Origin of the sequence: Leucobacter fengyongliangi (assembly GCF_050971685.1) — a bacterium.
Lineage (GTDB): Bacteria > Actinomycetota > Actinomycetes > Actinomycetales > Microbacteriaceae > Leucobacter.
The window spans coordinates 23,974-49,239 of sequence record NZ_JBPCEU010000015.1; the positions used below are offsets into that span (position 1 = coordinate 23,974).

Genomic DNA, 25,266 nt, shown 5'->3' on the forward strand with positions numbered 1-25,266 from the left:
TCGTCTCCCTCGAATCACGACTGCACATCGTGAAAACCTCTTGTATGTGGGGGAACCCGGTGGTCCGAGCCATTCGCGCGACGCGCATCATCTTGGCCGGCGACACCAACGAAACGAATGAAGACCGATATCCACCCGAAGATGAGTGCGAAAACGACGATTTCGAATGCGGTGAGTCCGAAGAACCCTATAGAGAAGAGAATAGTCGAAAGCACCACACTGACGAGAAAAGCCACTGAAGCAACGAAATAAGCGCGAGGCATGCCACGGAGGATCCATGGCCCGGCACTCAGCAGGCCGAAATACATGACCGCCATCCCGCTCGCACAGAGATTGTGAATAATCAGGCTCACATTCACCGGAACTAGACCAACTCCCGCCAACATAATGCCCATAACAATGAACATCGCAGAGACAATCGTGGTACTTCTCCTGTTGGTGAGAATGCCGCGTTCCACGAGGGCACGCATGTCGTTGGCCAAATAGACGGCAAACGCGGTAACGAGCAGACCTGCGGCAATCAATGTGCCGTTAAACATGAAGCCCGACACACTCCAAAACGTGCCCAGTTGGCTGAAGTGAATCTTCCACCATGTGGGATCCGGAGACGAGACCATTGCGGTGAGTGTGCCAATGACAACGAACGACATCAGCAAAGATGACATCCGACGCGTGGTCATACGCGAAACTGACAGATAGGTCATATGCGCGCTCAGCCCGACGCTGACTGCCATGAGTGCCGTGGACCAGAAGGGGTCAACTTCGAGCCCAATGAACCCACGACTCAGAATGAAAAACACTCCGAGCACGGTCAGCGCAGCAAGCACAACGTGCACCAGGACCACTGCGATGGTATTCACGGTGAAGATCGCCGCGGGCAGCGTCCCCCTCCACTCTTGCCCTTCCAGCCGACGCGCGCGCCAGTAGCCTATGGATCCCGCGACTGCAGAAACCAACCCGGCCACGATCGCGACTACTGTCCCGAAAGACAGATCCCCAAAGAGCGGGAGCGGCGGCCATCCAATCCCGAGAATTATGCCCACAATTGCGCCGATGCCGCCGGCTAGCAGCGCTAGATAGATCGCCTGCGACTCTATACGAAGGGTAAGTTGAGGCTCCGCCGCTCTTCTCTCGGAGAGGGGAATCGATGCGGTCCCGAGCTGCGCGCGTCGATCGGTCATTCTGAGTGTGCCTTCCAGTCAGACGTTGTGGGTCTCAGCATAGATGCACGGCTCACAACTGCTGCGGGTTCTCTCCGCGATGGCTGGCCCGTTCAGCTCCACCGGCACGCTACATTGCTCCCTCGCTGGCCCGCTGCCTGCGTGACTTCTTCGAGCAATCGAGATGGATGGCTGCACACTCAAACGGAACTAGATCTCGTTACCGACCTGCGGTACCGTGTCGCAGGCAACGGTGACGCCACTCACTCCAGCGGTGGTGCGGGCATCTGGTTGTCGCGACGTTCTGCTGCGGCGAGTCGCTTGCCGCGATGCACGCCCACCTCGAAGGCGGTCACAACAACGAGGGTCACGCCCACGAGCGGCAGTACGAACCAGATCATCACGTCTGTGAGGCCCTCGAGCGCATCGTGTTGGGTGGCAGCGAGCACGAGGTAAGCGGTGTACGCGACGTAGAGCGCCACAAACGTGCCCCCCTCCCAACGGGCAACGATAAACCCGGTGAAAGCGATCGGTAGCAGCGCGATCGAGGCGGCAAGCATGAGAGGCAGGTCGAGAGCGATCGCGGCGGCCGGCACGGGGATGCCCTGACCGAAGATGATCGCCGGTACCCCGAGCACCATTCCGATGTTGAAGATGTTGCTGCCAACGATGTTACCGACGGCCATGTCTCGCTCACCTCGACGCACGGCAATGATCGACGTGGCGAGCTCGGGTAACGAGGTGCCGACGGCGACCACAGTGAGACCGACAATGAGGCTGCTTACTCCGAGCTCCGTTGCGATGCCCACCGCTCCGTTTACGAGCAGCTGCGCCCCGAGAACGAGAAGACCCAGGCCAACAACGAGCAACACGGAAGCAAGCCACAGGGGCGTCGGATTCCCCCTCGTAGCACTCGCGCTTGCGTCAGAGGATGCCTGAACGCGTGCAGTTCCGTTTGCCGCACCCTCGCGTCGCCCCACCGCGATGCTCATGACGGTGTGAACGACGAGGCCTGTGAGGAGCAGAAGGCCGTCGAGGAGCCCGATCTGGCCGTCGAGGCTGACCACGATGAGCAGAATCGACATGCCCACCATGACCGGCACATCGAACCGCACGATCTGCTTCTTAATGCTCAGGGGCAGCACGAGGGCCGAAATCCCGAGGATCAGCAGGATGTTGGCGATATTACTGCCCACGACATTGCCGAGCGCGAGATCGGGTTCATCGCGCAGAACGGCATCGACGGTCACGGCGAGTTCGGGTGCTGACGTCGCCGCAGAGACGACGACGAGGCCGACGATGAGCGGAGAAATGCCCACCCGTGTAGCGAGCGTGGATGCGCCACGGACGAGCGCCTCGCCTCCGGCGACCAGAATGACAATTCCGGCGATCACGAACACTATGTCGAGCAGCACGAGGTAATTCTAGAGGATCCTCAGGTCGAGATCGCCCCACTGCTCAAAGGAGGAGCGGAAGACCGCCACACGCACGCTGAATCCCTGGCGCGTGGGCTCAGCGACTGCCCGGGGCACTCCAGAGGATGGCTACACGTTGAAGCGGAACTCGACCACGTCGCCGTCTTGCATGACGTAATCCTTGCCCTCCATGCGCGCCTTGCCCTGCGACCGCGCGTCGGCCACCGAACCGGTCGCAACCAAGTCATCAAAGGAGATCACTTCGGCCTTGATGAAGCCTTTTTCGAAATCTGTGTGGATCACGCCCGCCGCCTGCGGTGCCTTCGAACCTTTGCGAATCGTCCACGCGCGCGATTCCTTCGGACCGGCCGTGAGGTAGGTTTGCAGGCCCAGGGTGTCGAAGCCGACGCGGGCGAGCTGATCCAGCCCGCTTTCTTCCTGGCCGATCGAGGCCAGCAGCTCCGCAGCGTCTTCGTCGCTCAGCTCCATGAGCTCACTCTCGAGCTTCGCATCGAGGAAGATGGCTTTCGCGGGTGCCACGAGGGCCGCGAGCTCCGCGAGCTTTGCCTCGTCGCCGAGCACCCCTTCATCGACATTGAACACGTAGAGGAAAGGCTTCGCGGTGAGCAGCCCGAGCTCGCGAATGGGCTCAAGGTCGATGTCCGAGTGCGACAAGAGTTTGCCATCGTTGAGTGCCGCCATTGCGGCCTGCGCGGCGGTGACCACCGATGCGTCGATCTTCTTGGACTTCAGTTCCTTCTCATACCGAACCAGCGCCTTCTCGACCGTCTGCAGATCGGCGAGAATGAGCTCGGTGTTGATCGTCTCCATGTCACTCGAGGGGTTCACCGCACCCTCAACGTGAATCACGTCTGGATCGCTAAAACCGCGCACCACCTGGGCGATTGCATCCGCCTCACGAATGTTCGCCAAGAACTGATTGCCGAGTCCTTCGCCCTCGCTTGCGCCTCGCACAATACCAGCGATATCGACGAAACTCACCGCCGCCGGAAGGATGCGCTCGGAACCGAATATCTCGGCGAGCTTCGCCAGCCTCGGATCAGGCAGGTTCACCACACCCACGTTGGGTTCGATCGTCGCGAACGGATAGTTCGCCGCGAGCGCATCGTTATGGGTGAGAGCGTTGAAGAGGGTGGACTTGCCAACATTGGGCAGACCGACGATTCCGATAGTGAGAGCCACAAGGGTCAAGTCTACCCGTGCCGTTGAACTGCGGGTTGACCGCTCGGCGCCTGTCAGTGGGGTATGTCAAGATTCTTTGGTGCCAGTTGACTTCACCGCCATAGACTTCGAAACCGCCAACAGCCACGCATCATCTGCGTGCGCTGTGGGACTCGTGCGGGTGCGAGACGGCAAGGTGGTGGATCGCGCGAGCTGGCTCATCCGCCCGCCCGCGGGGCACGACGAGTTTCTTCGTTTCAATATCAAGATCCACGGCATCACGCCCGAAATGGTCGAGGATGCCCCGGGGTGGGGCGATCAGCTGACTGACTTACTCGAGTTCATCGGCGACGATATTGCGGTGGCGCACAATGCTGGCTTCGACATGGGAGTCATCCGCGGCGCGTGTGCAGCGACGATCACCCCCACCCCAAAGCTGCGATACCTATGCAGCGTGCAGGTGTCGCGGAAGACCTACGACATTCCGTCGCACCGCTTGCCCCTCTCCGCAGCAGCAGCAGGGTTCGGCGACTTCGCGCACCACGAGGCTCTCGCCGACGCTGAAGCGTGCGCCGCGATCATTAGCGACGCAGCCCGAAGGCATGCCGCAGACGACATTCGCATGCTCGCGAAGGCAACCGGAGTCAAGATTCACCGCCTCGCGGCGATCCCACTCAAGCTGTAATCGAGGCTACTCCCAGCGATGCGGGCGCTGATCGGTGATGACCCGGCGGATCGTGCCTGAGTGCGCACGCATTACGACGCTTTCCGTCCTCAGGAAGGGCCCCCGCCGCTGCACCCCGTCAAGGAAGTCAGCCGAGGTGATACCCGTAGCCACGAAGTACGCGTTGTCGCTGCGAACCAGGTCGTTGGCGTGCAACACGCGACCCAATTCGTGGCCCGCATCGAGCGCCCGCTCACGCTCCTCGTCGTCTTTCGGCCACAATTTGCCCTGGATTACCCCACCGAGAGCCTTCACTGCGCACGCGGTGATGATGCCTTCTGGGGTTCCGCCAATCCCGACCGCGAGGTCGATCCGTGAGTCCCACTGCGCGGCGTTCACGCCTGCGGCGACATCGCCATCAATGAGGAGCCGGGTGCCAGCACCTGAGGCACGGATGTCGGCGATGAGCTGCTCGTGACGTGGGCGGTCGAGCACGGCGACGCGAATGTCAGAGACCTCAACGCCCTTCGCTCGGGCAAGCGCGCGGATATTCTCACCAATTGGCCGCTCGATGTCAACAATGCCCACACCCTCAGGCCCGCACACGAGCTTGTCCATGTAAAAAACGGCCGAGGGGTCGTACATGCTGCCGCGATCTGCGACGGCAATGACAGACAAGGCTCCCTCGCGACCTTCGGCGGTGAGCCGTGTGCCGTCAATCGGATCCACCGCGACATCACACTCGGCACCCTCGCCGTTCCCGACCTCTTCACCGTTGTACAGCCAGGGCGCATCGTCTTTCTCGCCCTCGCCGATCACGACGGTGCCCTTCATCGACACGGTCGACAGGAAGCGGCGCATCGCGTCGACCGCTGCCCCATCGGCTGCAAGCTTGTCGCCCCGACCCACCCACGGTGCCGCACGAATCGCAGCGGCCTCTGTGGCGCGCACAAGTTCCATTGCCAGGTTGCGGTCGGGCTGCCATTCACCCAGTGAATGCTGTTCGCTCATGGTCTGAGGTCTCCGTGTCTGTCTCGATGGCGGGCCGCGCCCCTGGTGTCAGGTCGCGTGGCGATCCCCCCATTAGCTTAGCGTTTGCTGCCCAGCAATAACGGGGTCGCACCGCCTAGACTTGAGGGCGACCAGGCACCCCTACTCAAGGAGCACCGATGCCCGTTGCAACACCTGAACAGTACGCCGCAATGCTTGACGCAGCAAAGACGGGTGGCTTCGCCTTCCCCGCAATTAATGTGTCGAGCTCGCAGACGCTGAACGCGGCACTACAGGGGTTTGCCGAGTCGGGCAGCGACGGCATAATCCAGGTCAGCTTCGGCGGTGCCGACTACTTTGCTGGGCACACCGTGAAGAACCGCATCGGCGGCGCACTCGCTTTCGCAAAGTACGCGGAAGAAGTGGCGAAAGCCTACGACGTTACGGTCGCCCTGCATACCGACCACTGTCCGAAAGAGCACCTTGAGAACTTCGTGCTGCCGCTCGTCGCGGCGAGCGAGGAGCGGGTTGCCTCGGGCGGACTGCCCTACTTTCAGTCGCACATGTGGGACGGATCGGCGGTTCCACTCACCGAGAACCTCGACATCGCGAAGCAACTCCTGCCCCGCATGGCGGCCATCGACGTGATCCTCGAGGTCGAGATTGGTGTGGTCGGCGGCGAGGAAGACGGAATCGTGCACGAGATCAACGAGCAGCTCTATACGACGCTCGATGACGCGATCGCCACGGTCGAAGCACTTGGGCTCGGGGAGCAGGGCCGGTACCTCACTGCGCTGACGTTCGGCAACGTGCACGGCGTGTACAAGCCGGGCGGTGTGAAGCTTCGACCCGAGCTTTTGGCTGAGATTCAGCACGGCCTCGCCGCGAAGTATGGCACGGGTGAGAAGCCGCTCGACCTGGTGTTTCACGGCGGATCGGGTTCCTCCCCTGATGAGATCGCGGAGGCCGTTTCGCACGGCGTTATCAAGATGAACATCGACACCGACACGCAGTACGCGTTCACGCGACCAGTCGCCGATTTCATCCTGAAGAACTACGACGGCGTTTTGAAGATCGACGGCGAGGTCGGGAACAAGAAGCAGTACGACCCACGTGCGTATGGCCGCCTGGGCGAGTCGGGCATGGCTCGACGGATTGCACAGGCCGCTGAGCAACTCGGTTCAGCAGGAAAGTCGGTGAGCTCCAAGTGACAACAGACGGCAAGACTCCCACTGAGCAAGAAGCGCCCGACCCTCGCCCACGCCCCGCGTACGGCGAGTATGCGCCCGAGGGATGGGAGTGGACCCCGCCCGGCGAGGCAGCTCCCCCATCGTCCTCATCGTCGTCTCCCGCATCGCAGCACCCCAGGGGGAATACCCATGGCGGCGCACCCACATCAACTCCCCCGGGCGGTGGCACAGGTCGCTTACCCGGCGTTCCCCACAACCTCGGTGCCCGGGGATCGGTGAGCTCGGAAGTGGCCGAGGTATCGCGCCCTGCCACTGTTACGGATGAGACAAACAACTCGCAGCACTATCGTGCCACGCCGGGGCAGCAGGGCCCACCACGCGCTGTAGGGGGCGGCCGCCTCGGCGACCGCATCGTCACCATCGTGCTGCTCGTCGTCGGGGCGCTGGGTGCACTGAACTCGGCCGCATCCCTGTATTCGATGTCGAACGAGTTCGAGCGTTGGGGCCAGGTACTTGAAGTCGGAGGCTTCTCAGTACCCGCTTCCCTCACCACGCTCGGCACCGTTGGAGCGTTGCTTGTCCTTGCGGTGTATGCACTGACTGTCATCTATTCGGTGCAGCGCCTGCGCGCACACAAGCTCACCTTCTGGGTACCACTTGTCGCCGCAGTCTTGGCGGGTATCATCACGTTCACGTTCATCATGATTGGGATCTACCAGGTTCCTGAGCTTCTGCAACGACTCGCTGAGCCAGATGCAATGGAGTTGATCCTGAGCTCGCTGTCGGCACCGCAATAACCGCCCACTCGGCACGTGCCGGATCCACGTCCCTGGAGCCCCACTGATCGTGCGGTGACCGAGGAGTGCGGTGCGTGCTTACGCTGACTCCGAGGAAGCGTGACGCCCCGCCGTCTGTGCGAGCGAGTGACTGAGCATCGCGTCGGCACTGCGACGCACGAGTGTGTCGCGGCCGCCTCCCCTGATAGCGATGTGGAGCCATTCCATCGTCGTGTCGAGCTGATCTGCCTGCTCGGCTGCATCGCTCAGGCCGCGCAGGAGCTCCTCTGGAACCTCGCGATCGTACTTGTAGTAGATCTTGTGCTCGAGGCTCGCCCAAAAATCCATTGCAATAGTGCGGATCTGAACCTCCACAATGGTCTGCACCGGCCCGCTGGAGAGGAATACCGGAACTTCAAGGAGCAGGTGAAGGCTGCGGTAGCCGTTTTCCTTGGGCTTGGCGATGTAATCCTTCACCTGATACACCGAAACGTCATCGTGAGCGGTGAGGAGTTCGAACACCCGGTACACATCGGACACGAAGGCGCAGACCACCCGCACCCCCGCGATATCGGTAATGGTCTCGCGCACGCGCTCGGTCTCGAGCGGCACCCCGCGGCGCTGCATCTTCTCAATGATGTTGTCGGGGTCTTTCAGCCTGCTCGAGACGTGCTCGATGGGGTTGTACTCACCCGTCTGCGTGAATTCCTCCTGCAGAATGTTGAGCTTCGTCATGACCTCGTCGATGGCGAACTTGTAGGGCATGAGGAATCGCGACAAACTGTCACGCACCTGACGCCGCCCCTCGAGCGCCTCGATGTCGATCTGCGACAGGTCTATGGGCCCGGTGAGCGGGTGTACCGTGTGCGGCTGCGCGCCGGTCGTCGTTTCAGTCACCCTTTGACGTTACCTGTTCGTGATGAAGTGCGCGTGTGAATAGTCTTCGCGTCGCCACTACGAGCGCACGCGACCACCCAGAGCGCGCTCGTCGCGCTTGCCGGAGGCATCTTGACGCAGTTCCTTGGGGAGCGAGAACACCAGGTCTTCTTCAGCCGTAACTGTTGCTCGCACGTCTGAGTAGCCTGCATCTGCCAGGTCGTCGAGCAGCTCCTGCACGAGCACCTCCGGCACCGAGGCGCCGCTCGTGACGCCAACGGTGTTCACTCCGTCGAGCCACTCTTGCCGCACCTCACTCGCGTAGTCGACCCGGTAGGCGGCCTTCGCTCCGTACTCAAGTGCGACCTCGACGAGGCGCACGGAGTTCGACGAGTTCGCCGAGCCCACCACGATAACCAGGTCGGCCTGGGGCGCAATCTTCTTGATCGCGACCTGACGGTTCTGGGTCGCGTAGCAAATGTCATCACTCGGTGGATCTTGCAGGTGAGGAAACTTCTCGCGCAATCGCCGCACGGTCTCCATCGTTTCGTCAACCGAAAGGGTGGTCTGCGACAGCCAGATCAGCTTTTCCGGGTCTTGCACCTCAAGGCTGTCCACGTCTTCGGGCGAATTCACGATCGTGATGTGCTCGGGCGCCTCGCCGGCGGTTCCTTCGACCTCCTCGTGCCCGGTGTGGCCAATCAGCAGAATCTCCATGTCCTGCTTCGCGAACCGCACCGCCTCTCGGTGCACCTTCGTGACGAGCGGGCAGGTTGCGTCGATCGCCTGCAGCCCACGGTCTGAAGCGGCCTGCACCACCGCAGGAGACACTCCGTGGGCGGAGAACACCACATTCGCCCCCTCGGGAACCTCGTCGACCTCCTCCACGAAAACCGCACCCATCTTTTCGAGGGTCTGCACAACGTGCATGTTGTGCACGATCTGCTTACGCACATAAACGGGGGCGCCGAACCGCTCCAGGGCCTTTTCGACGGCAACGACCGCGCGATCCACCCCCGCGCAATACCCACGCGGCGCGGCGAGCAGCACGCGCTTCTCGCCTGCAACGGGAAGGTCTTTGAGGCGGCCTGCCGCCCGACGAATGCGCGGCATCGCGAGGCTCACCACGGGTGCGCCAATGGTGCGCTGATCTTGCACGGAAGCGATATCAGACATGCCGCTAGTCTACGTGTGCCACCCTGACAGACGCTGGGGCGCGAGTATGGTGGAAGGCATGAGCCCCGTCACCGTGCAGACCGCACCCGCGACTCGTGAAGCACCGTGGCCGGTCGCGGCGATGAGCCAGAAGATTAAAGAGTGGATCGACCGCCTCGGCACCGTGTGGGTCGAGGGTGAAATCACCCAGTGGCAGGAGCGCGGGGGGCACGTCTACGGCAAGCTGAAAGACCTCTCGCAAGACGCGACCGTCAGTTTCACCGTGTGGAGTTCGGTGTCGCGGAAGCTGACTGCCAATTTTGCGCAGGGCGACCGGGTCATCGCCCTGGTGAAGCCAGACTTCTGGGTCAAGGGAGGATCGCTCACGGTGCAGGTGTTCGATCTCTCGCATTTCGGGCTCGGCGAGCTCCTCCAGCGTCTCGAGCGACTGCGTCAGCAGCTGCAGCGCGAGGGGCTCTTTGATGCCGCCAGGAAGCGCCCGCTTCCCTTCCTTCCCGCCCTGATCGGGCTCGTGACCGGGCGCGACAGCGATGCGGAAAAAGACGTGATTCGCAACGCCACGCTGCGCTGGCCGGGGGTCAAGTTTCGGGTCCACTATGCGGCGGTGCAGGGCGACCGCGCCGCGGCAGAGGTAACCGCAGGAATCGTAGCGCTCGATGCTGATCCGGAGGTCGATGTCATCATCGTGGCGCGCGGCGGCGGCGACTTTCAGCACCTCCTCCCGTTCAGCGACGAGGGGGTCGTGCGCGCGGCGGCGGCGGCTTCCACGCCGATCGTGAGCGCGATTGGGCACGAGGCGGATCGGCCGCTCCTCGACGACGTCGCCGACCTGCGCGCGTCCACCCCGACCGACGCAGCGAAGCGGGTCGTGCCCGACGTCGAGGAAGAGCACGCGCGAATCTCAGATGCCCGTGCACGCATGAGTTTTCGGCTCAGCCAACTCCTCACACACGAGACCGACCGCATCTCCCAGCTTCGGGCCCGGCCCGTGCTCGCGACGCCCGAGCGCATGGTTGAGGAACGCGCCGAAGAACTCGTGCGCTGGATTGCCCGGGGCAGCGAGCTCGCTGAGCGGCATGTGGCGGATCGTGCCAACGAACTTTCGCACGCACAGGCACGCCTCACCGCGCTCTCGCCGCGAGCAACCCTTGAGCGTGGATACGCCATCGCGCAGCTCTCCTCGGGTGCCGTACTGCGGGATCCGGCCGACGCCCCGGCGGGCACCGCGATCCACCTCGCACTGGCAGGTGGCAGGCTCAACGCGGTCGCCGCATCTTCAGAGACGTGACCGGTAAGCTGGGGGGCATGTCTGAGCCCACAGCGACCGATGTTTCGACCCTGAGTTATGAGCAGGCGCGTGATGAGTTGGTGCAGGTGGTCGGTCGTCTCGAACAGGGCGGGGTGACCCTGGAGGAATCGCTGCAGTTTTGGGAGCGAGGCGAACAGCTCGCCGCACGCTGCGAAGAGTGGCTGCTCGGCGCCCGCAAGCGGCTCGAGGCGGCGCGTCAGAGCGCGACTTCCGTTGCCGGCGCGAACGAGGGCGACCAATAAGCATGGCGGGCAAGCAGAAGCCACCGGTGATCGTCGCCGAACTCGGGCGACCCGAGACCGCGTCTGAAACCTCGGCCCGAAAGGCGCGGGATTCCCAGCTCTATCGGCAGCGCAAGACCGTCAACAATCTGGTGTTGTCACTCATCGTAAGTCTGGGGCTGGTGCTCGTGATCATCCTCGCTGTGCCGCGCGGCACCGGAGGCTGGGGCGACTACTCGGTCAACGTTGCCGAGGCCGCGGCCGCGGCATCCGAGAGCACCGGTGTATCGCTCGTCGTGCCCGAGGTTCCGAGTTCCTGGAAGGCAAAGCAGGCCGAGCTGCGCGAGTCAGGCAGCGGCGACATTACCTACTGGTACGTCGGCTACACCACGGAAAACGGTGCCTACGCGGCCGTGTTGCAGTCGTTCACGGCCGAGGGCGCCGAGGTTGACGCGACGTGGATCAACCAACAGTTCGAGGGGCTTGAACCCACCGGCCGCGAAACCCTCGGCGGTGTCGATTGGTCCGTGTACGACTACCCCGAGCGCAACCCGGACGAAACCAACGTGCTCTTTGGTGCTGAGGGGACGCTCAGCTCGACGACGGCGCTGGTGTTTGGTACCGACACATCGGCCGTCCTCCGCACCCTGACCGCTGCCGTAGGTGACGCGGACTCGCGCTCTCGCGCAGCCACATCAACCGCTCACGAGGAGGATCAGTGACCGTCACCCCCAGGGTCTCACCGCAGGACGCATGGAACACGTTCATCGCTGGGAACGAACGTTTCGTGCAGGGTCGATCGCAGCATCCAAATCAGGACGTGGAACGCCGCACCGAGCTCGTCGTCACTCAGACACCCAACGTCGCCCTCTTCGGGTGCTCGGATTCGCGCCTCGCCGCCGAGATCATCTTCGACTGCGGGCTTGGCGACCTGTTCATCGCGCGCAACATGGGCCACGTGGTCGCGGAGTCGATCACCGCCTCCATGGAGTACGCAGTCACCGCACTCGGCAGTGCCCTCATCGTGGTGTTAGCCCACGACTCCTGCGGCGCGGTTGCCGCCGCCATCGATCAGTCGGGGCGAAACCCCGCAGAGGTCACCACCTCGATCGAGAACACCCTGGCACCGATCCGCCCGGCCGTGCAGCAGCTGTGGCTGCAAACTCATACCGACACCCCCTATGCCGATCCCGCCGAGCTGGATGCAAACCACATCGGCAGGATCCACCTGGCGAATACCGTGAATAGCCTGTTGCGCAATTCGCGGGTCATCAGCGATGCCGTCGATGCCGGGCGACTCGGTGTGGTCGGGTGTCAGTACCAACTCACCGAGGGTCGGGCCGTGCCCATCAGTGCGGTGGGCCCGCTCAACATCGCCCTCGCCGACAGCGACTCAGTACCCCAATTTTCAAACACCCACCGACACGAAGGATGACTGTGAGCACTGTGCAGAACGCAGCCGAAGCTGCCGAGTACCGCATCGAGCACGACACCATGGGCGAGGTGCGCGTGCCTAAGAACGCGCTCTATGCTGCTCAGACGCAGCGCGCCGTTGAAAACTTCCCAATCTCGGGCTCAGGGCTCGAACCCGCTCAGATCGTGGCGCTCGCTCGCATCAAGCGCGCCGCAGCCATCGCAAACGCAGAGCTCGGCATTCTCGAGGCTCCGGTTGCGCAGGCGATCGTCGCCGCGGCTGACGAGATCATTGGTGGCGCACACCACGGCGAGTTTCCGGTCGACACCTACCAGACCGGCTCGGGCACCTCGTCGAACATGAACATGAACGAGGTGCTCGCGACGCTCGCGACCAAGCACCTCGGCGCTCCCGTGCACCCGAACGACCATGTCAACGCGTCGCAGTCGTCAAACGACGTCTTCCCCACCTCCGTGCACATCGCGGTGACCGGCGCCCTCATCGAACAGCTGAAGCCCGCTCTCGCCCACCTCGCCGAGGCGTTCGAGGCGAAGGCTGAACTGTGGAAGACCGCCGTGAAGTCCGGCCGCACCCACCTCATGGATGCGACCCCCGTCACCCTGGGCCAGGAGTTCGGCGGGTTCGCCGCGCAGATTCGCTACGGCATCGAGCGCATCGACGCAGCCCTCCCCCGCGTCGCCGAGGTACCCCAGGGTGGCACCGCCGTCGGCACGGGCATCAACACCCCACTCGGTTTCCCCGAGAAGGTCATCGCCGAGATCGCGGCCTCCAGCGGCCTGCCGATCACCGAGGCCCGCAACCACTTCGAGGCCCAGGCAAACCGCGACGGTCTCGTCGAGGCATCAGGCGCACTGCGCACCATCGCGGTGTCGCTCACCAAGATCAACAACGATCTGCGCTGGATGGGCTCGGGCCCGAACACGGGTCTCGGCGAGCTCTTGATTCCCGATCTGCAGCCGGGTTCCTCCATCATGCCGGGCAAGGTGAACCCCGTGGTTCCCGAGGCTGTGCTGATGGTGTGCGCGAGAGTCATCGGCAACGACGCCACCGTCGCGTGGGCCGGGGCATCGGGATCGTTCGAGCTCAACGTGCAGATCCCGGTGATGGGTACCGCACTGCTCGAGTCGATCCGGCTGCTGGCGAACGCATCGCGGGTGCTCGCAGACAAGACCGTCACGGGCCTCGAAGCGAACCTCGAGCGCGCCGCGGCTCTCGCGGGCATGAGCCCCTCGACCGTTACCCCGCTCAACCGTCTCATCGGGTACGAGGCTGCGGCGAAGATCGCGAAGCACTCGGTCAAGAAGGGCATCACCGTGCGTGAGGCCGTCGTCGACCTTGGGTATGTCGAGCGCGGCGAGGTCACCGAGGCCGATCTCGACCAGGCACTCGATCTGCTGTCCATGACCCACCCGGGTGTCACCAAGTAGTCGTTCGCGCGCACAGACGCTGAGTCGCTGAGTCGGGCGGGGTCGTGATCCACTGTGGATCGCGACCCCGCCCGCTTTTCTTGCGTCCCGCCCCCGCGCCCCGTGCTCACCCAAGCCCCGCCCACCGCCCAACCACACCTCAACCACCGTTCTTCAGCTCAGGGTGCCTTATTTGCGCGAATAGGACACCCTCAGGTGAATAGGACACCCTCAGGTGAATAGGGCACCGTGTTTGCGGTCGAACCGGACGAGAAGCTGCGAGAGAATGTCAGAGTGATCGACGAGACCTTCGTGACCCCGCTTGCGGCAGACTTGATTGCGGTCGGTGTCGGTAGCTTGCAGGGTGCCCTGTTCGCCGCCGGCTTCAAGCGCATTGACCTGCTGGGGGTCGCGATCATCGGGATCGCCTCAGGGATCGGCGGTGGGTTTCTTCGCGACATCCTGCTCGGGGTAACGCCGGCGGCCTTCTCAAATAACTCGTACCTGCTCACGGCAACGCTTGCCGCGTTCGTCGGCATGGCGGTTCCGCGCCTGTTTCGCAAGATCGACCCGGTGATCAGCCTGCTCGATGCCGTGAGCATCGGCATGTTCGGCGCGATCGGCACCACGAAGGCCCTGTCGATGGGCCTTCCCGTGATTCCGGCCATGTTTGTGGGCACGGTCTCGGCGGTGGGGGGCGGCGTGTTGCGTGACATGATCCTCAACATTCCGATCGCGTTGATGCACGTCGGTTCGCTCTACGCGCTCGCGTCGATGGGCGGCATCGTCGTGCTGCTCGGCATGCTGGCATTCGATCTCCCCGTCATCGCCGCGGGCATCGTGTGTGTCGGCGTGACGACGGTCCTGCGCCTCCTTGCCGTGCGCTTCGGTTGGAGCCTCCCCGAGCAGCGCGCGCTCAGTCGCATCCGGCTGCGCAAACAGCGCCAGGTCGAGGAGATCATCGAGGAGGCGCTGCACACCGGGGTGATCACGCTGCCGACTGATTTCCAGGCACCTTATTCAGTGGATCACGATGCCCCCGAGCGACCCGTGGATCCGGGCGAGGGAACACCCGGCGTTACCTCACCGTGATGGAGGTGGCACCCACTCGGAGAGTTATGGTGCCCCCAGGAACCCCCGCACCGTCTTGGCGAGAGCGCGCGAAGACGAGGGGTGAAACAGTCCGGCGAGCACGTCGCGGTACAGTCGCGCCAGTTCACTGTCGGCGTCGAACGCGCGTGCGCCGACGATGCGCATCGCCACCTCGACCGCCCCGCGCGCCTCATCGGTGACGCGGTTGCGCGCGGCGGCGAGCGCCAGAAACCAGTCGTCTCGCACCCGCAATTCATCTACGTCGCGGGCCATCACCTCGAGCGTGTCGAGGGATGCGCGGTGCTCAAGCACCGCCGAAGTCAACCGTGCGGCGATGTCGGGGTCGTCGAGGCGCAGCGACTCTTGCCCATCTGCCCCAATCGTGACGCGATTTGCCGCGCTCGTCGCGAGTTCCAGGGCCCGGTCACCGATGCCGGCGTACACCGAGGCAGTCAGTATCGAAAAGGCGGAGAAGATCGCAAGAATCAGCGGATCGCTGCCGTCGAAGGGCGCCATGCGCGCCGCCACGTCGGCCTCCGCGATCCGCACCCCGTGCAGTTCGGTCGTGTAGCTCTGTGTCGCACGCATGCCGAGCGGGTTCCAGGTGCCAAGGTGTGAGATCACCCCCTCGGCAAGCCCTCGCGATGCCTCATCCGGGTCGCGCACTTCGGCGCCCTCGCGCCGCACGAAGCCGAATACCAGCTGCGGCTCGGTCTCGCGATCAGCGTCACCCGAGGAGCCTCCCGCACGTCCACCCGCACCCGCTTCCCCGCGCTCGACCCGGGCGTGCACGCCGAGCCGCGTCCACACGGGTGAGAGCGTGGTGAAGATTTTGGTGCCGCTCACGAGATACCCATCGCCATCACCGCAAGAACGGGCCGTGGACTGCGAATCCATCAGCACCGCCTCGTTTCCAGCCTCTGAGATGCCGAACGCGAAGACCTCCCCCGCGACCGCATCGCGCAACACCCAGTCGAGACGGTGATCCCCGCGCTCGTGCATAAACCTGGCAACCTGCACCCACACCAGGTGCATATTCACCCCGAACGCCGTCGCCGGGGCGGCCGCAGCGAGCCGCCGCTGGGCCCGCACGAGAGTCGCCAAATCGAACCCCGATCCACCCAGCGACACCGGCACGGGCGCGGCAAGGTAGCCCGCCGCCCGCAACTCGACGAGATCCGCGGCAAAGAAGACGTTTTCTGCGTCTGCGAGCGGAGCGCGGTCACGGCAACGGTCGAGGAGATCGTCAGGGAGCAGTCGGAACAGGGCTTCGGTGGTCACGCCTCCACCCTACGCTCGCGCGACCTACAATTGGCTGCCGTCGATGCCGAAGGTGTCGCACGCGCCGACATCGTTCTGATACCCGCGGGTGAACCAGCTCTGACGCTGCTCGCTCGAACCGTGCGTCCAGCTTTCCGGGTTCACGAACCCGGATTGTTCTTGAATATGATCGTCGCCCACCGATTCGGTTGCGTTGAGCGCGTCGGCGAGTTGCTTCTCGGTGGGCGGCAGCAGGTAGGGCACGCCGTTCTGATCGGTCTGCTCGGTCATCGCGCCGACCCAAGCACCCGCGTAGCAGTCGGCCTGCAATTCCATCCGCACCCCATTGCTGTCGGGGCCCGTGCCGTTATTCGGATACGCCTGCATCGTGCCGACGATGTTCTGCACGTGGTGGCCGTATTCGTGGGCCAGAATGTACAGTTGCGCGAGTTCGTTCGCCGACGCACCCAGCTGCGTGCGCATCACGGCGAAGAAGTCGGGATCGATGTAGACGCCCTGATCGGCCGGGCAATAAAAGGGGCCAACCGCGTTTGACGCGGTGCCGCACCCAGTGGAGGTTGCCCCCTCGACGATCGTGAGGGTGGGTGCTTGATACCCATCGACCCGCTCGACCCAAAATTCGTTCACCACGATCGATCCGGCGGCCATGCGGCAGTCATCGTTCTCGTTCGCGTCGGCACCCGTCTCGCACTCCGCGATCGGCGAGGATGACCCGGAGCCCGATTGCAGTGCGTCACCCGCGCCCGTCGCTCCGCCCAACAGTCCGGTGAGATCCACACCGGTAAACACGCTAAACAGCAGCACGACGATGGCGCCGAGGCCCACGACCCCGCCGCCAGCGATCGCGGTGGTGCGACCGCGGCGACGGGCCGTGTTGCCGCCGACGTCGGCATTGGGATTGAAGGTCATGCCTCCAGCGTACGTCGGCGGCCGGCCAATTCGTAGGGCCGACTACGACGCGTCCTCGAGAAGTTCGGTCACGAGTGCCGCAATGTCGCTGCGCTCGGAACGCGTGAGGGTGACGTGCCCGAACAGCGGATGCCCCTTGAGCTTCTCGATGACGGCGGCGATGCCGTCGTGCCTCCCCACCCGCAGGTTGTCACGCTGCGCCACGTCGTGCGTGAGCACCACCCGGGAGTGCTGACCGATTCGGCTGAGCATGGTCAAGAGCACATTGCGTTCGAGCGACTGCGCCTCATCGACGATCACGAACGCGTCGTGCAGCGAGCGCCCGCGGATGTGCGTGAGCGGCAGCACCTCGACGATGCCACGCGCTTCCACCTCGTCGAGCACGTTCTGACTCACGATCGAACCGAGCGTGTCGAACACCGCCTGGCCCCACGGGTTCATCTTTTCCTGCTGGTCTCCAGGCAGATACCCCAGCTCCTGGCCGCCGACCGCATAGAGCGGCCGAAACACCATCACCTTGCGGTGTTGCTGCCGTTCAAGCACAGCCTCCAGGCCCGCGGCGAGCGCGAGGGCCGATTTGCCGGTTCCCGCGCGGCCTCCGAGCGACACGATGCCCACCTGCGGATCGAGCAGCAGGTCAATCGCGAGCCGCTGCTCGGCACTGCGACCGTGCACCCCGAACACCTCGCGGTCGCCGCGCACCAAGCGCAGGGAGGCCCTGCCGTCGATGCGGCCGAGCGCCGAGCCCCGAGGCGAGTTCAAGATAAGCCCGGTGCCGATGGGTAGTTCTCGGGCCGCGGCCACCTCGTCGAGACGTTCCTCGTCCCACAGCTCACTCATCTGCTCTTCGCTGAGGTCGATGTCGGCGATCCCGGTGTAGGAATCGTCACCGGCCTGTTCGGCCCGGTATTCCTCGGCCCCCAGCCCGAGCGCCGCAGCCTTCACCCGCATCGGAAGATCCTTCGAGACCACCGTCACCTCAAGACCCTCGGCAGAAAGATTCTGCGCGACGGCGAGGATGCGGGTGTCGTTGTCGCCGAGTCGCATGCCGCTGGGTAGCGCGTCGACGCTCGTGTGGTTGAGCTCGACCCGCAGGGTGCCGCCTTGTTCCCCCACTGGCACCGGGAAGTCGAGCCGCAGGTGCGTTTCGCGCAGCCCGTCAAGCAACCGGAGCGCGCGCCGCGCGAAGTACCCGATTTCTGGGTCGTGACGCTTCTTCTCAAGCTCGGTGATCACCACCACCGGAAGCACGACGGAGTGCTCGGCGAATCGGAAAATCGCGGCGGGATCACTGAGCAGCACCGAGGTGTCGAGCACGTAGGTGCGTTCCTGCTGCGGAAGGGACTCGTGGCTGCTGGTGGGAGCAGCGGGTGCGACGAGTGCGGTGCGGGTGTCATGCGTTTCGGCCACGGTGACTCCTTCTGCCCGGCGGTGCCGGATCAGCGGGGCGACCTTTCGCTCGAGGGGGAAGTGGCCGCCTCGATCGGGCTCCTTGCCCGATGCCACACACGCTACGCCTGGCAAGCTCAAGTGCGGGGCGCGACACACGCCAATTCGGTGAACGGTGGGGGCACATTGAGCGAACGGCGACACCGAGATTTCGGTGCCATTTCGCTTGCGTTTCAAGAGGCACGATGACACGTGATCGTGACTTTCTGCGGGCTAGATTCCGATAGCCTGGATGACGCATCTGTGCCGGTTTCTTCAGACCGCGAGACCTATCCACCGACGATATCCGCGTCACTCCGATGAATTGAGGAACTTTTCGTGCGCACCATCGACTGGGCCGACGGAGCTATCGAGCTGATCGACCAGACACTTCTCCCGCACCGCCTCGAAGTGCACCGAGTCACTGAGCTCCAAGAACTCATCGCCGACATCCAGCGACTCGCGGTACGCGGCGCTCCAGCGCTCGGTGTCGCCGGAGCGCTGGGCACTGCACTGATCGCGCGCGCTCACACCACGGGCGACGTTCTCGATCTCCCGTCGGCACAGCGCGACGCGGCGCTTCTGCGCGAAGCTCGCCCCACCGCGGTCAACCTCTCATGGGGGGTGGATCGAGCGCTGACCCGACTGACCGAGGGCGCTGAGGCGGTGCTCGCTGAGGCGCTCGCGATACGCGATGAAGACATTGCAGCGTGCGTGTCGATGGGGCTGCGCGGTGCCGATCTCACCCGGGAGCTCACGGGGAAGCAGAGCGTGAACGTCATGACGATCTGCAACACGGGCAGCCTCGCGACCGTCGAGCGCGGTACCGCGCTCGGCGTGATCCAGACCCTTTTCGAACAGGGGTCACTCACCGAGGCGTTTCCGCTCGAGACCCGCCCCCTGCTGCAGGGTGCCCGACTGACCGCGTGGGAACTGCAGCGCATGGGCGCGCCATTTCGACTCCTCATCGATTCCGCCGGCCCGTTCCTCCTCTCGCGCGGCATCGCTGACGCTGTGTTCATCGGGGCCGACCGCATCGCGGCAAACGGCGACACCGCAAACAAGGTCGGTTCATTCTCACTCGCGCTCGCAGCCAAACACGCCGGCGTGCCGTTCTTCGTCGTGGCACCTGAGTCGACGGTAGACATGCGCACCGCGAGCGGAGCCGACATCCAGATTGAGGATCGCGGCACCGACGAGGTCGCAGGATTCGGCGGCATGCGCACAGCCCCCGAGGGCATCACCGCGGTAAATCCGGCCTTCGATGTCACGCCTCACGAACTCATCACCGCCATCATCACCGAGCGGCGCGTGGTTCGGCCGCAACTCGGGGAGACCCTCGCCGAGACTCCGTTCGGCCCACTACTTCCATGACCCTAACCGTCAGATTGAAAGGAACCCCTATGTTCTTCACCCAGCGCCGCACCCGCGCGGCCGTTGCCGCCGGCGCCATGTCGGCAGCACTGCTGCTCACCGCATGCTCGGGCGGCGAAGCCGGCTCGAGCGAGTCGACCGAGGCGACCACCGATGGCCCGCACTTCGTGTATATCACCAGCGATCCCATCGGCCAGAACGCGTTCCTCGAGTCGGGCAAGATCGGCATCGAGGCAGTTGCCGAAGCCAACGGTGGCACCTCCGAGACCTTCGAGTCGAAGGACGACGCGAGCCGTCGGTCAAACCTCGAGGCAGCCGTCGCCGAGGTTCCCGAGGTCGTCGTGATGCTCGGCTTCCAGTTCGCTGACCTCGCGCTGGAGTTCGCAGAGCAGTACCCGGACCAGGCATTCGTGCTGATCGACACCTTCGTCGAGGGCGCGCCCGACAACCTGTACCAGGCCACCTTCCGCGAGCAGGAGCCCTCTTACCTGCTCGGCATCGAGGCGGGCCTCATGACCGAATCCGGCACGGTCGGCTCGGTCATCTCGCTCGACATCCCCCTGCTGCAGAAGTACTCGGTCGGTTTTGACGAGGGCGCCAAGAGCGTCAACGAATCGGTGGTGACCGTCGCCCCGCAGGTGATCGGTGGCGACAACCCCTTCGCCGACACCGCGCGCGCCAAGGAACAGGCCATCGCGTTTGCCGCCACCGGGGCCGACCAGGTCTTCGCCGTGGGTGCAGCTTCGAACGGCGGCATCTTCGAGGCGGCAGCCGAGAAGGGCTTCTTCGCGTACGGCGTCGATGCGAACCAGTGCATGATGGCACCGGGCAGCGTCATGGACGGCACGATCAAGTCGGTCAACAAGGTCGTCGAAACCGTCGTGGGCGAAATCCTCGATGGTAAGACCCCGTCAGAGGCCACCAGCTCATTCGGCCTCGCCGAGGAGGGCATGACGATCGTCAGCCTCACCGAGGACGCAGCGAACTCGGAGTGCGTGATCATGGAGCACCCGGAGGTGCTCGAGCAGGTCACCGAGGCACGCGACGCGATCGTTGCGGGCGACATCACGGTCGTCGACCCGACCGCCTAGTCACGAACTGGGGTGCGCCGCGCAGGAACTCTCCTGTGCGGCGCACCCGCGTTTCGGGAAGAATAGCCACAGCAGTTGAACCGCCTGACGCGCCGGGCGATCCACCCCCACATCGCGCGAAGGAGCGAGCATGGCATCTGAAGTCGAAATGCGCGGGATCACCAAGCGATTTCCCGGCGTGCTCGCCGACGACAGCGTCGACTTCACGGTTCTGACCGGAGAGATTCACGCGCTCATGGGCGAGAACGGGGCCGGCAAATCGATCCTGATGTCGATGCTTGCCGGAGTCCATCAGCCAGACGAGGGTGAGATCTTCATTCGCGGCGAGCGAGTGAAATTCCAGTCACCACTCGACGCGATCGACGCGGGCATCGGCATGGTGTTCCAATCTTTCAAGCTATTTCCGTCGCTCACCATTGCCGAGAATGTCGTGTTTCGCAGGGAGCCCACGAGGGGCGGCCTGATCGACCGGGCGGCGGCGAATCGAGCGGTCACCGAGATCGCCGAACGCTACGGGCTCGCGATCGATCCCACCGCGCGCGTCGACTCGGTACCCGTCGGAGTGCTGCAGCGCGTCGAAATCGTGAAGGCCCTCTATCGCGACGCTCGGGTGCTCATCCTCGACGAGCCCACCGCCGTGCTCACACCGCAAGAGACCGAGCGCCTCTTCGAGGTGCTGCGCACCCTGCGCGATGACGGGCGAACGATCATTCTGATCACCCACAAGTTGAACGAGGTCATGGCGATCTCCGACCGCGTGACCGTGCTGCGAGACGGTCGCCACGTCGCCCAACTCGTAACTGCAGAGAGTTCCCCCGCAGAAATCACCCGCCACATGACCGGGCGCGATGTCGACCTCTCGACTCCCCCACCAGCGCACGACCCCGGCGAAGTAATACTCGAGGTGAGCGACCTGTCCGTGCCCGGTGCCGGGCGTCCCGCGGTCGAATCGGCCAATCTCACGGTCCGCGCGAACGAGGTAGTTGGTATCGCGGGCGTTGCGGGCAACGGTCAGGTCGAGCTCGCCGAGGCGATCATTGGCATGCGTCGAGTCAGTGGCGGTCGCATTGTCGTTCGCGGGGTGGATCTCAGCCACTCCTCAATTGCTGCTCGCCGCGATGGCGGCATCGCCTACATCCCCGAAGACCGGCACGGCGTCGGCAGTGCGGGCAGCGCCGACGCATCCGACAACCTGGCCCTGGGCCACCACCGCAGCGCGCCGCTGCTGCGCAGCGGGCTGCTCTCACGCGGAGCAATGCTCGATCATGCGCGGAGACTCATCGAACGCTTCGGAGTAAAGATCGCAAGCCCTGCGACTCCGGTCGGCACCCTCTCCGGCGGCAACCTACAAAAGCTTGTCGTGGCCCGAGAACTCGACTACAACTCGCCCCTACTCATTGCCGAGCAGCCAACCCGGGGCGTCGATATCGGAGCCATCGAGTCGATCCATCGCGAGCTGTGCGAGTATCGTGACGGCGGCGGGGCGCTGCTGCTGATTTCGGCCGAGCTCAGCGAAATCCTCTCGCTCTCGTCGCGGATTCTCGTCATGTTCGAGGGGCGGATCGTTGCCGAAGTGCCCCAGAGTGAGGCGACGGAGGCGTTGCTCGGCCTATACATGGCTGGCCATGAGCCGCCGGCACACCACCGACCGGGGGCCGCGTTTGCCTCCCAGAAGGGATCCACCCTGTGAGCGCATCGACCCGAACCGCTGACCAAGCGACCAGCCTCTCCCGGGCGCTCGGGGCATCGCGCACGTGGCTTTCGGGGCCAATTCCCGTCTCCATCGTCTCGGCTCTCCTCATCGGGGCCGTGTTCATGCTGCTCGCGGGGGTGAACCCACTCGACGGCTACGTTGCCATGCTGCAGGGCTCATTCGGGTCAGGCATGGGCTGGGCCTCGACGCTGCAACGGGCACTCCCCATCGTGGGGCTCGGCATCGCGATCGCGATCGCCTTTCGCGCGGGAGTGCTCAACCTCGGCACCGAGGGGCAAGCCGTGCTCGGCGGTCTCGCCGGCGGCCTCGTCGCCGTGTACCTCCCGGGACCAGGCCCGCTCGTCGCGCTGCTCGCCATCGTGACCGCGATCGCCGTCGGCGCCCTCTGGGGGCTTGTGGCGGGTTTCCTGCAGACCGCTCTGGGCGTGCCGATTCTGCTCTCGACGCTCCTTCTCAACTATCCGGCCCGCTACTTCTCCTCGTGGCTCATTCGCTACCGACTCGACGAGCCGTCCTCAGATCTGATCGCGAGCGAGCAGCTCGATCCCAGCCGCCAGATCGGCATGATGGTGGGTCGAGACAGCGGGCTTGCCGAGTCGCTGCGCGAGGGGCTGGGCGCCATGCACCCCATCACCGCGATCCTCACCGGGGTGAATTGGTCGCTGCTTATTGTTGTGGTGCTCGTTGTCGGTACCGCTTTCATGAACCGACGCACGAAGTACGGATTCGAATCGGGTCTTGCCGGACTGAACCCCGAGTTCACACGGTACGGCGGGGTGAAGCCTGGACCGCTCGTTTTGCGTACCATGGCACTCTCCGGGGGCATCGCCGGGTTGATCGGCGTGCTGCTCGTCATCGGCAGCCCGAACACCCGGCTCGTCGAAGGCAGCTTCGTGCAGACGAACTACGCGTGGACCGCGCTGCTCGTGACACTCCTGGCACTGAACCGACCGGTGGGAGTGGCCATCTCGGGGCTCTTTTTCGCGGCGATCATCGTCGGCAGTGAGGCCATGGGTCGTGAGCTCGGCCTCTCGCCGCAAATTTCAGCCATCATCCAGGCGCTCGTCATCATCCTGCTTGCCTACCGCGTTGCCCTCCCGCAGTTCAGGAAGAAACGAACATCGACCGAACCGAAGGAGGTCGCGCGATGAACCTCCTCGACGTGCTCGATCAAGACCTCATCGCCTCGGTGCTGCGCGCCCTCGTTCCGATCTTGCTCGCCGCGCTCGGCGGCATGATCTGCGAGCGCGTGGGCATCTTCAACATCGGCCTCGAAGGCATCCTGCTGGTCGGAGCCTTCGCTGGCGTCGCCGCATCGTTCTTTACGGGGAACTGGATCGCGGGTGTTGTCGTGGCCATGCTCGCCGGCATGCTCTTCTCTCTGATCCTCGGCTACGGAACCGTCTTCCGCAAGGGTGATCCGATTGTTCTCGCCGTCGCGATGAACATCCTCGCGATCGGCCTCACCAGCTTCCTGCTTGTCGCAATTTTTGACGTGCAAGGTGTCTTTAAAGATCCCGGGATCGACGGTATCCCTACTTGGCGTATTCCGGTCCTCGCCGACATCCCGTGGATCGGCCCCCTGTTCAATCTCACCCCCCTGGGGTACCTCGCACTCCTGCTCGTCCCGATCTCGTGGGTGGTGCTCTTCCGCACTCCGCTCGGGCTACGCCTGCGCGGAGTCGGCGAACGTCCGCTCTCAGCCGCGACCATGGGTGTCAACCCACAGCGCTACCAGTTGTGGGCCGTGCTCGCCTCGGGTGCCCTGGCTGGCCTGGGCGGCGCGCAACTTGCCCTCGGCAACGTGGTGCAGTTCAACGAGGGTATGTCGGCCGGTCGCGGGTGGATCGCGGTCGTCGCCGTGATGCTCGCCCGGGCGCACCCCGTTGGCGTGCTCCTGGCTGCCCTGCTCTTTGGTTTCACCGACGCGATTGGCTTCCGGTTGCAGGCGTTTGGGTTGCCGCAGCAGCTCACCGACGTGATGCCCTACGTCGTCACCCTGCTCGTACTCATCATCATGAGCCGGAGGTTTCTGCAAGCCAGACGGGCGCAGGTCGCGTGAGCGCGCACTCAGACGCACCCGCTCACGCGACTACGCTGCCGGCCGATGCTCAGGCTTGGGTGGATCGGCTCGGCCTCGAACCCCTCGACCACGAGGGCGGTCTCTTTGCGCAGGGTCATCTCGACGCACACTCCAGCGCGATCTACTATCTGCTCGCCAGGCCGGATTTCTCGGCACTCCACGCGCTCGCCTCGGTCGAGGTCTACCACTGGTACGCCGGTTCACCCCTCAACTTGCTACTGCTGCATCCCGATGGCCGTTTCGAGGAGCGATTACTCGGCCCAGACCCGGCCGCGGGTCAGGTGCCCCAGCTTGCGGTACCCGCCGGAGTGATGCAAGGCTCTTCGCCTTTGGGCGAGTGGTGCCTAGTGGGCACGACCATGGCACCGCCGTTTGATTGGGACGGGTTCGAGCTGGGCGTCCGGGCGACCCTGCAGGCAGGCTACCCGGAGTGCGCCGAGCGGATTACCGCACTCACCCGGGTGTAACCGTAGCCGGCTCCGTGGCGCACACCA

24 protein-coding genes are annotated in these 25,266 nt (G+C 64.3%); 15 read left to right on the forward strand and 9 right to left on the reverse strand.

Annotated features, from left to right (window positions below; translation table 11 throughout):
• Positions 1–14 precede the first annotated feature (14 nt).
• The 3 genes from ACR0R4_RS11360 to ychF form a co-directional block, all read right to left on the reverse strand.
• On the reverse strand, positions 15–1,181 hold the full coding sequence (locus ACR0R4_RS11360) for a DUF998 domain-containing protein (RefSeq protein ID WP_433647565.1): 1,167 nt from the start codon (positions 1,179–1,181) through the stop codon (positions 15–17).
• 242 nt (positions 1,182–1,423) lie between these two features.
• Positions 1,424–2,575: a calcium/sodium antiporter gene (locus ACR0R4_RS11365; RefSeq protein WP_433647566.1), complete on the reverse strand. Its 1,152-nt coding sequence runs from the start codon at positions 2,573–2,575 to the stop codon at positions 1,424–1,426.
• Between the two features lie 129 nt (positions 2,576–2,704).
• Complete coding sequence (gene ychF / locus ACR0R4_RS11370) at positions 2,705–3,778, reverse strand: redox-regulated ATPase YchF (RefSeq protein WP_433647567.1); 1,074 nt, start codon at positions 3,776–3,778, stop codon at positions 2,705–2,707.
• A 79-nt stretch (positions 3,779–3,857) separates the two neighbouring features.
• Here ychF and ACR0R4_RS11375 point away from each other — a divergent pair, with 79 nt between their 5' ends.
• A complete protein-coding gene (locus ACR0R4_RS11375) occupies positions 3,858–4,442 on the forward strand; it encodes an exonuclease domain-containing protein (RefSeq protein ID WP_433647568.1) in 585 nt (194 codons plus the stop codon).
• Positions 4,443–4,448: 6 nt separating this feature from the next.
• On the opposite strand, the gene glpX is transcribed toward ACR0R4_RS11375, so the two are convergent.
• A complete protein-coding gene (gene glpX / locus ACR0R4_RS11380) occupies positions 4,449–5,432 on the reverse strand; it encodes a class II fructose-bisphosphatase (protein ID WP_433647569.1) in 984 nt (327 codons plus the stop codon).
• A gap of 158 nt (positions 5,433–5,590) precedes the next feature.
• Here glpX and fbaA point away from each other — a divergent pair, with 158 nt between their 5' ends.
• Both fbaA and ACR0R4_RS11390 read left to right on the forward strand, forming a co-directional pair.
• Complete coding sequence (gene fbaA, locus ACR0R4_RS11385; protein WP_433647570.1) at positions 5,591–6,622, forward strand: class II fructose-bisphosphate aldolase; 1,032 nt, start codon at positions 5,591–5,593, stop codon at positions 6,620–6,622.
• Complete coding sequence (locus ACR0R4_RS11390) at positions 6,619–7,398, forward strand: DUF6264 family protein (RefSeq protein ID WP_433647571.1); 780 nt, start codon at positions 6,619–6,621, stop codon at positions 7,396–7,398. Before fbaA ends, ACR0R4_RS11390 begins: the two co-directional genes overlap by 4 nt.
• A gap of 78 nt (positions 7,399–7,476) precedes the next feature.
• Here ACR0R4_RS11390 and ACR0R4_RS11395 read toward each other — a convergent pair whose 3' ends face one another.
• Together ACR0R4_RS11395 and ACR0R4_RS11400 are read right to left on the reverse strand one after the other, a co-directional pair.
• Positions 7,477–8,274 carry a GTP pyrophosphokinase gene (locus ACR0R4_RS11395; RefSeq protein WP_433647572.1) on the reverse strand — a complete coding sequence of 266 codons (798 nt, stop codon included), beginning with the start codon at positions 8,272–8,274 and terminating at the stop codon, positions 7,477–7,479.
• Positions 8,275–8,331: 57 nt separating this feature from the next.
• Positions 8,332–9,366 carry a 4-hydroxy-3-methylbut-2-enyl diphosphate reductase gene (locus ACR0R4_RS11400; protein WP_433647616.1) on the reverse strand — a complete coding sequence of 345 codons (1,035 nt, stop codon included), beginning with the start codon at positions 9,364–9,366 and terminating at the stop codon, positions 8,332–8,334.
• A 121-nt stretch (positions 9,367–9,487) separates the two neighbouring features.
• Here ACR0R4_RS11400 and xseA point away from each other — a divergent pair, with 121 nt between their 5' ends.
• The 6 genes from xseA to ACR0R4_RS11430 all read left to right on the forward strand — a co-directional run bounded on the left by xseA (position 9,488) and on the right by ACR0R4_RS11430 (position 14,892).
• On the forward strand, positions 9,488–10,717 hold the full coding sequence (xseA, locus tag ACR0R4_RS11405; RefSeq protein ID WP_433647573.1) for an exodeoxyribonuclease VII large subunit: 1,230 nt from the start codon (positions 9,488–9,490) through the stop codon (positions 10,715–10,717).
• A gap of 17 nt (positions 10,718–10,734) precedes the next feature.
• Positions 10,735–10,980, forward strand: a complete 246-nt coding sequence (locus tag ACR0R4_RS11410) for an exodeoxyribonuclease VII small subunit (protein WP_433647574.1) — start codon at positions 10,735–10,737, stop codon at positions 10,978–10,980.
• Between the two features lie 2 nt (positions 10,981–10,982).
• On the forward strand, positions 10,983–11,681 hold the full coding sequence (locus ACR0R4_RS11415) for a DUF4245 family protein (protein WP_433647575.1): 699 nt from the start codon (positions 10,983–10,985) through the stop codon (positions 11,679–11,681).
• The gene (locus ACR0R4_RS11420) at positions 11,678–12,394 is read left to right on the forward strand and encodes a carbonic anhydrase (protein WP_433647576.1); all 717 of its coding nucleotides are present in this window, start codon (positions 11,678–11,680) and stop codon (positions 12,392–12,394) included. Before ACR0R4_RS11415 ends, ACR0R4_RS11420 begins: the two co-directional genes overlap by 4 nt.
• Positions 12,395–12,405: 11 nt before the next feature.
• A complete protein-coding gene (locus ACR0R4_RS11425) occupies positions 12,406–13,821 on the forward strand; it encodes a class II fumarate hydratase (protein WP_433647617.1) in 1,416 nt (471 codons plus the stop codon).
• A gap of 273 nt (positions 13,822–14,094) precedes the next feature.
• Positions 14,095–14,892: a trimeric intracellular cation channel family protein gene (locus ACR0R4_RS11430; protein ID WP_433647577.1), complete on the forward strand. Its 798-nt coding sequence runs from the start codon at positions 14,095–14,097 to the stop codon at positions 14,890–14,892.
• Between the two features lie 24 nt (positions 14,893–14,916).
• On the opposite strand, the gene ACR0R4_RS11435 is transcribed toward ACR0R4_RS11430, so the two are convergent.
• The 3 genes from ACR0R4_RS11435 to phoH2 are packed head-to-tail and all read right to left on the reverse strand — an operon-like array spanning position 14,917 to position 18,399.
• Entirely contained in the window at positions 14,917–16,173 is a 1,257-nt protein-coding gene (locus ACR0R4_RS11435; protein ID WP_433647578.1) for an acyl-CoA dehydrogenase family protein, read from the reverse strand.
• 24 nt (positions 16,174–16,197) lie between these two features.
• Positions 16,198–17,082 (reverse strand): KPN_02809 family neutral zinc metallopeptidase, encoded by an 885-nt coding sequence (ypfJ, locus tag ACR0R4_RS11440; RefSeq protein ID WP_433647579.1) that lies wholly within the window; start codon positions 17,080–17,082, stop codon positions 16,198–16,200.
• 42 nt (positions 17,083–17,124) lie between these two features.
• Entirely contained in the window at positions 17,125–18,399 is a 1,275-nt protein-coding gene (gene phoH2, locus ACR0R4_RS11445; protein WP_433647618.1) for an RNA 5'-3' helicase PhoH2, read from the reverse strand.
• 450 nt (positions 18,400–18,849) lie between these two features.
• Here phoH2 and mtnA point away from each other — a divergent pair, with 450 nt between their 5' ends.
• From mtnA to ACR0R4_RS11475, 6 genes are all read left to right on the forward strand, one after another.
• Positions 18,850–19,884 carry an S-methyl-5-thioribose-1-phosphate isomerase gene (gene mtnA / locus ACR0R4_RS11450; protein ID WP_433647580.1) on the forward strand — a complete coding sequence of 345 codons (1,035 nt, stop codon included), beginning with the start codon at positions 18,850–18,852 and terminating at the stop codon, positions 19,882–19,884.
• A gap of 29 nt (positions 19,885–19,913) precedes the next feature.
• Positions 19,914–20,975 carry a BMP family ABC transporter substrate-binding protein gene (locus ACR0R4_RS11455; RefSeq protein WP_433647581.1) on the forward strand — a complete coding sequence of 354 codons (1,062 nt, stop codon included), beginning with the start codon at positions 19,914–19,916 and terminating at the stop codon, positions 20,973–20,975.
• A gap of 130 nt (positions 20,976–21,105) precedes the next feature.
• Positions 21,106–22,665 carry an ABC transporter ATP-binding protein gene (locus tag ACR0R4_RS11460; protein WP_433647582.1) on the forward strand — a complete coding sequence of 520 codons (1,560 nt, stop codon included), beginning with the start codon at positions 21,106–21,108 and terminating at the stop codon, positions 22,663–22,665.
• Complete coding sequence (locus ACR0R4_RS11465; protein WP_433647583.1) at positions 22,662–23,840, forward strand: ABC transporter permease; 1,179 nt, start codon at positions 22,662–22,664, stop codon at positions 23,838–23,840. Before ACR0R4_RS11460 ends, ACR0R4_RS11465 begins: the two co-directional genes overlap by 4 nt.
• The gene (locus ACR0R4_RS11470; RefSeq protein ID WP_433647584.1) at positions 23,837–24,751 is read left to right on the forward strand and encodes an ABC transporter permease; all 915 of its coding nucleotides are present in this window, start codon (positions 23,837–23,839) and stop codon (positions 24,749–24,751) included. The genes ACR0R4_RS11465 and ACR0R4_RS11470 overlap by 4 nt, the downstream gene beginning before the upstream one ends.
• Positions 24,748–25,239: a cupin domain-containing protein gene (locus ACR0R4_RS11475; protein ID WP_433647585.1), complete on the forward strand. Its 492-nt coding sequence runs from the start codon at positions 24,748–24,750 to the stop codon at positions 25,237–25,239. The genes ACR0R4_RS11470 and ACR0R4_RS11475 overlap by 4 nt, the downstream gene beginning before the upstream one ends.
• Positions 25,240–25,266 lie beyond the last annotated feature (27 nt).

Excerpts from the sequence above, each read along its gene's own strand:
- ACR0R4_RS11470 (WP_433647584.1), top strand. The coding sequence starts at position 23,837 with ATGAACCTCCTCGACGTGCTCGATCAAGACCTCATCGCCTCGGTGCTG.
- ypfJ (WP_433647579.1), bottom strand. The coding sequence starts at position 17,082 with ATGACCTTCAATCCCAATGCCGACGTCGGCGGCAACACGGCCCGTCGC.
- glpX (WP_433647569.1), bottom strand. The coding sequence starts at position 5,432 with ATGAGCGAACAGCATTCACTGGGTGAATGGCAGCCCGACCGCAACCTG.
- ACR0R4_RS11410 (WP_433647574.1), top strand. The coding sequence starts at position 10,735 with ATGTCTGAGCCCACAGCGACCGATGTTTCGACCCTGAGTTATGAGCAG.
- ACR0R4_RS11360 (WP_433647565.1), bottom strand. The coding sequence starts at position 1,181 with ATGACCGATCGACGCGCGCAGCTCGGGACCGCATCGATTCCCCTCTCC.
- ACR0R4_RS11455 (WP_433647581.1), top strand. The coding sequence starts at position 19,914 with ATGTTCTTCACCCAGCGCCGCACCCGCGCGGCCGTTGCCGCCGGCGCC.
- xseA (WP_433647573.1), top strand. The coding sequence starts at position 9,488 with ATGAGCCCCGTCACCGTGCAGACCGCACCCGCGACTCGTGAAGCACCG.
- ACR0R4_RS11400 (WP_433647616.1), bottom strand. The coding sequence starts at position 9,366 with ATGCCGCGCATTCGTCGGGCGGCAGGCCGCCTCAAAGACCTTCCCGTT.
- ACR0R4_RS11415 (WP_433647575.1), top strand. The coding sequence starts at position 10,983 with ATGGCGGGCAAGCAGAAGCCACCGGTGATCGTCGCCGAACTCGGGCGA.
- ACR0R4_RS11460 (WP_433647582.1), top strand. The coding sequence starts at position 21,106 with ATGGCATCTGAAGTCGAAATGCGCGGGATCACCAAGCGATTTCCCGGC.
- fbaA (WP_433647570.1), top strand. The coding sequence starts at position 5,591 with ATGCCCGTTGCAACACCTGAACAGTACGCCGCAATGCTTGACGCAGCA.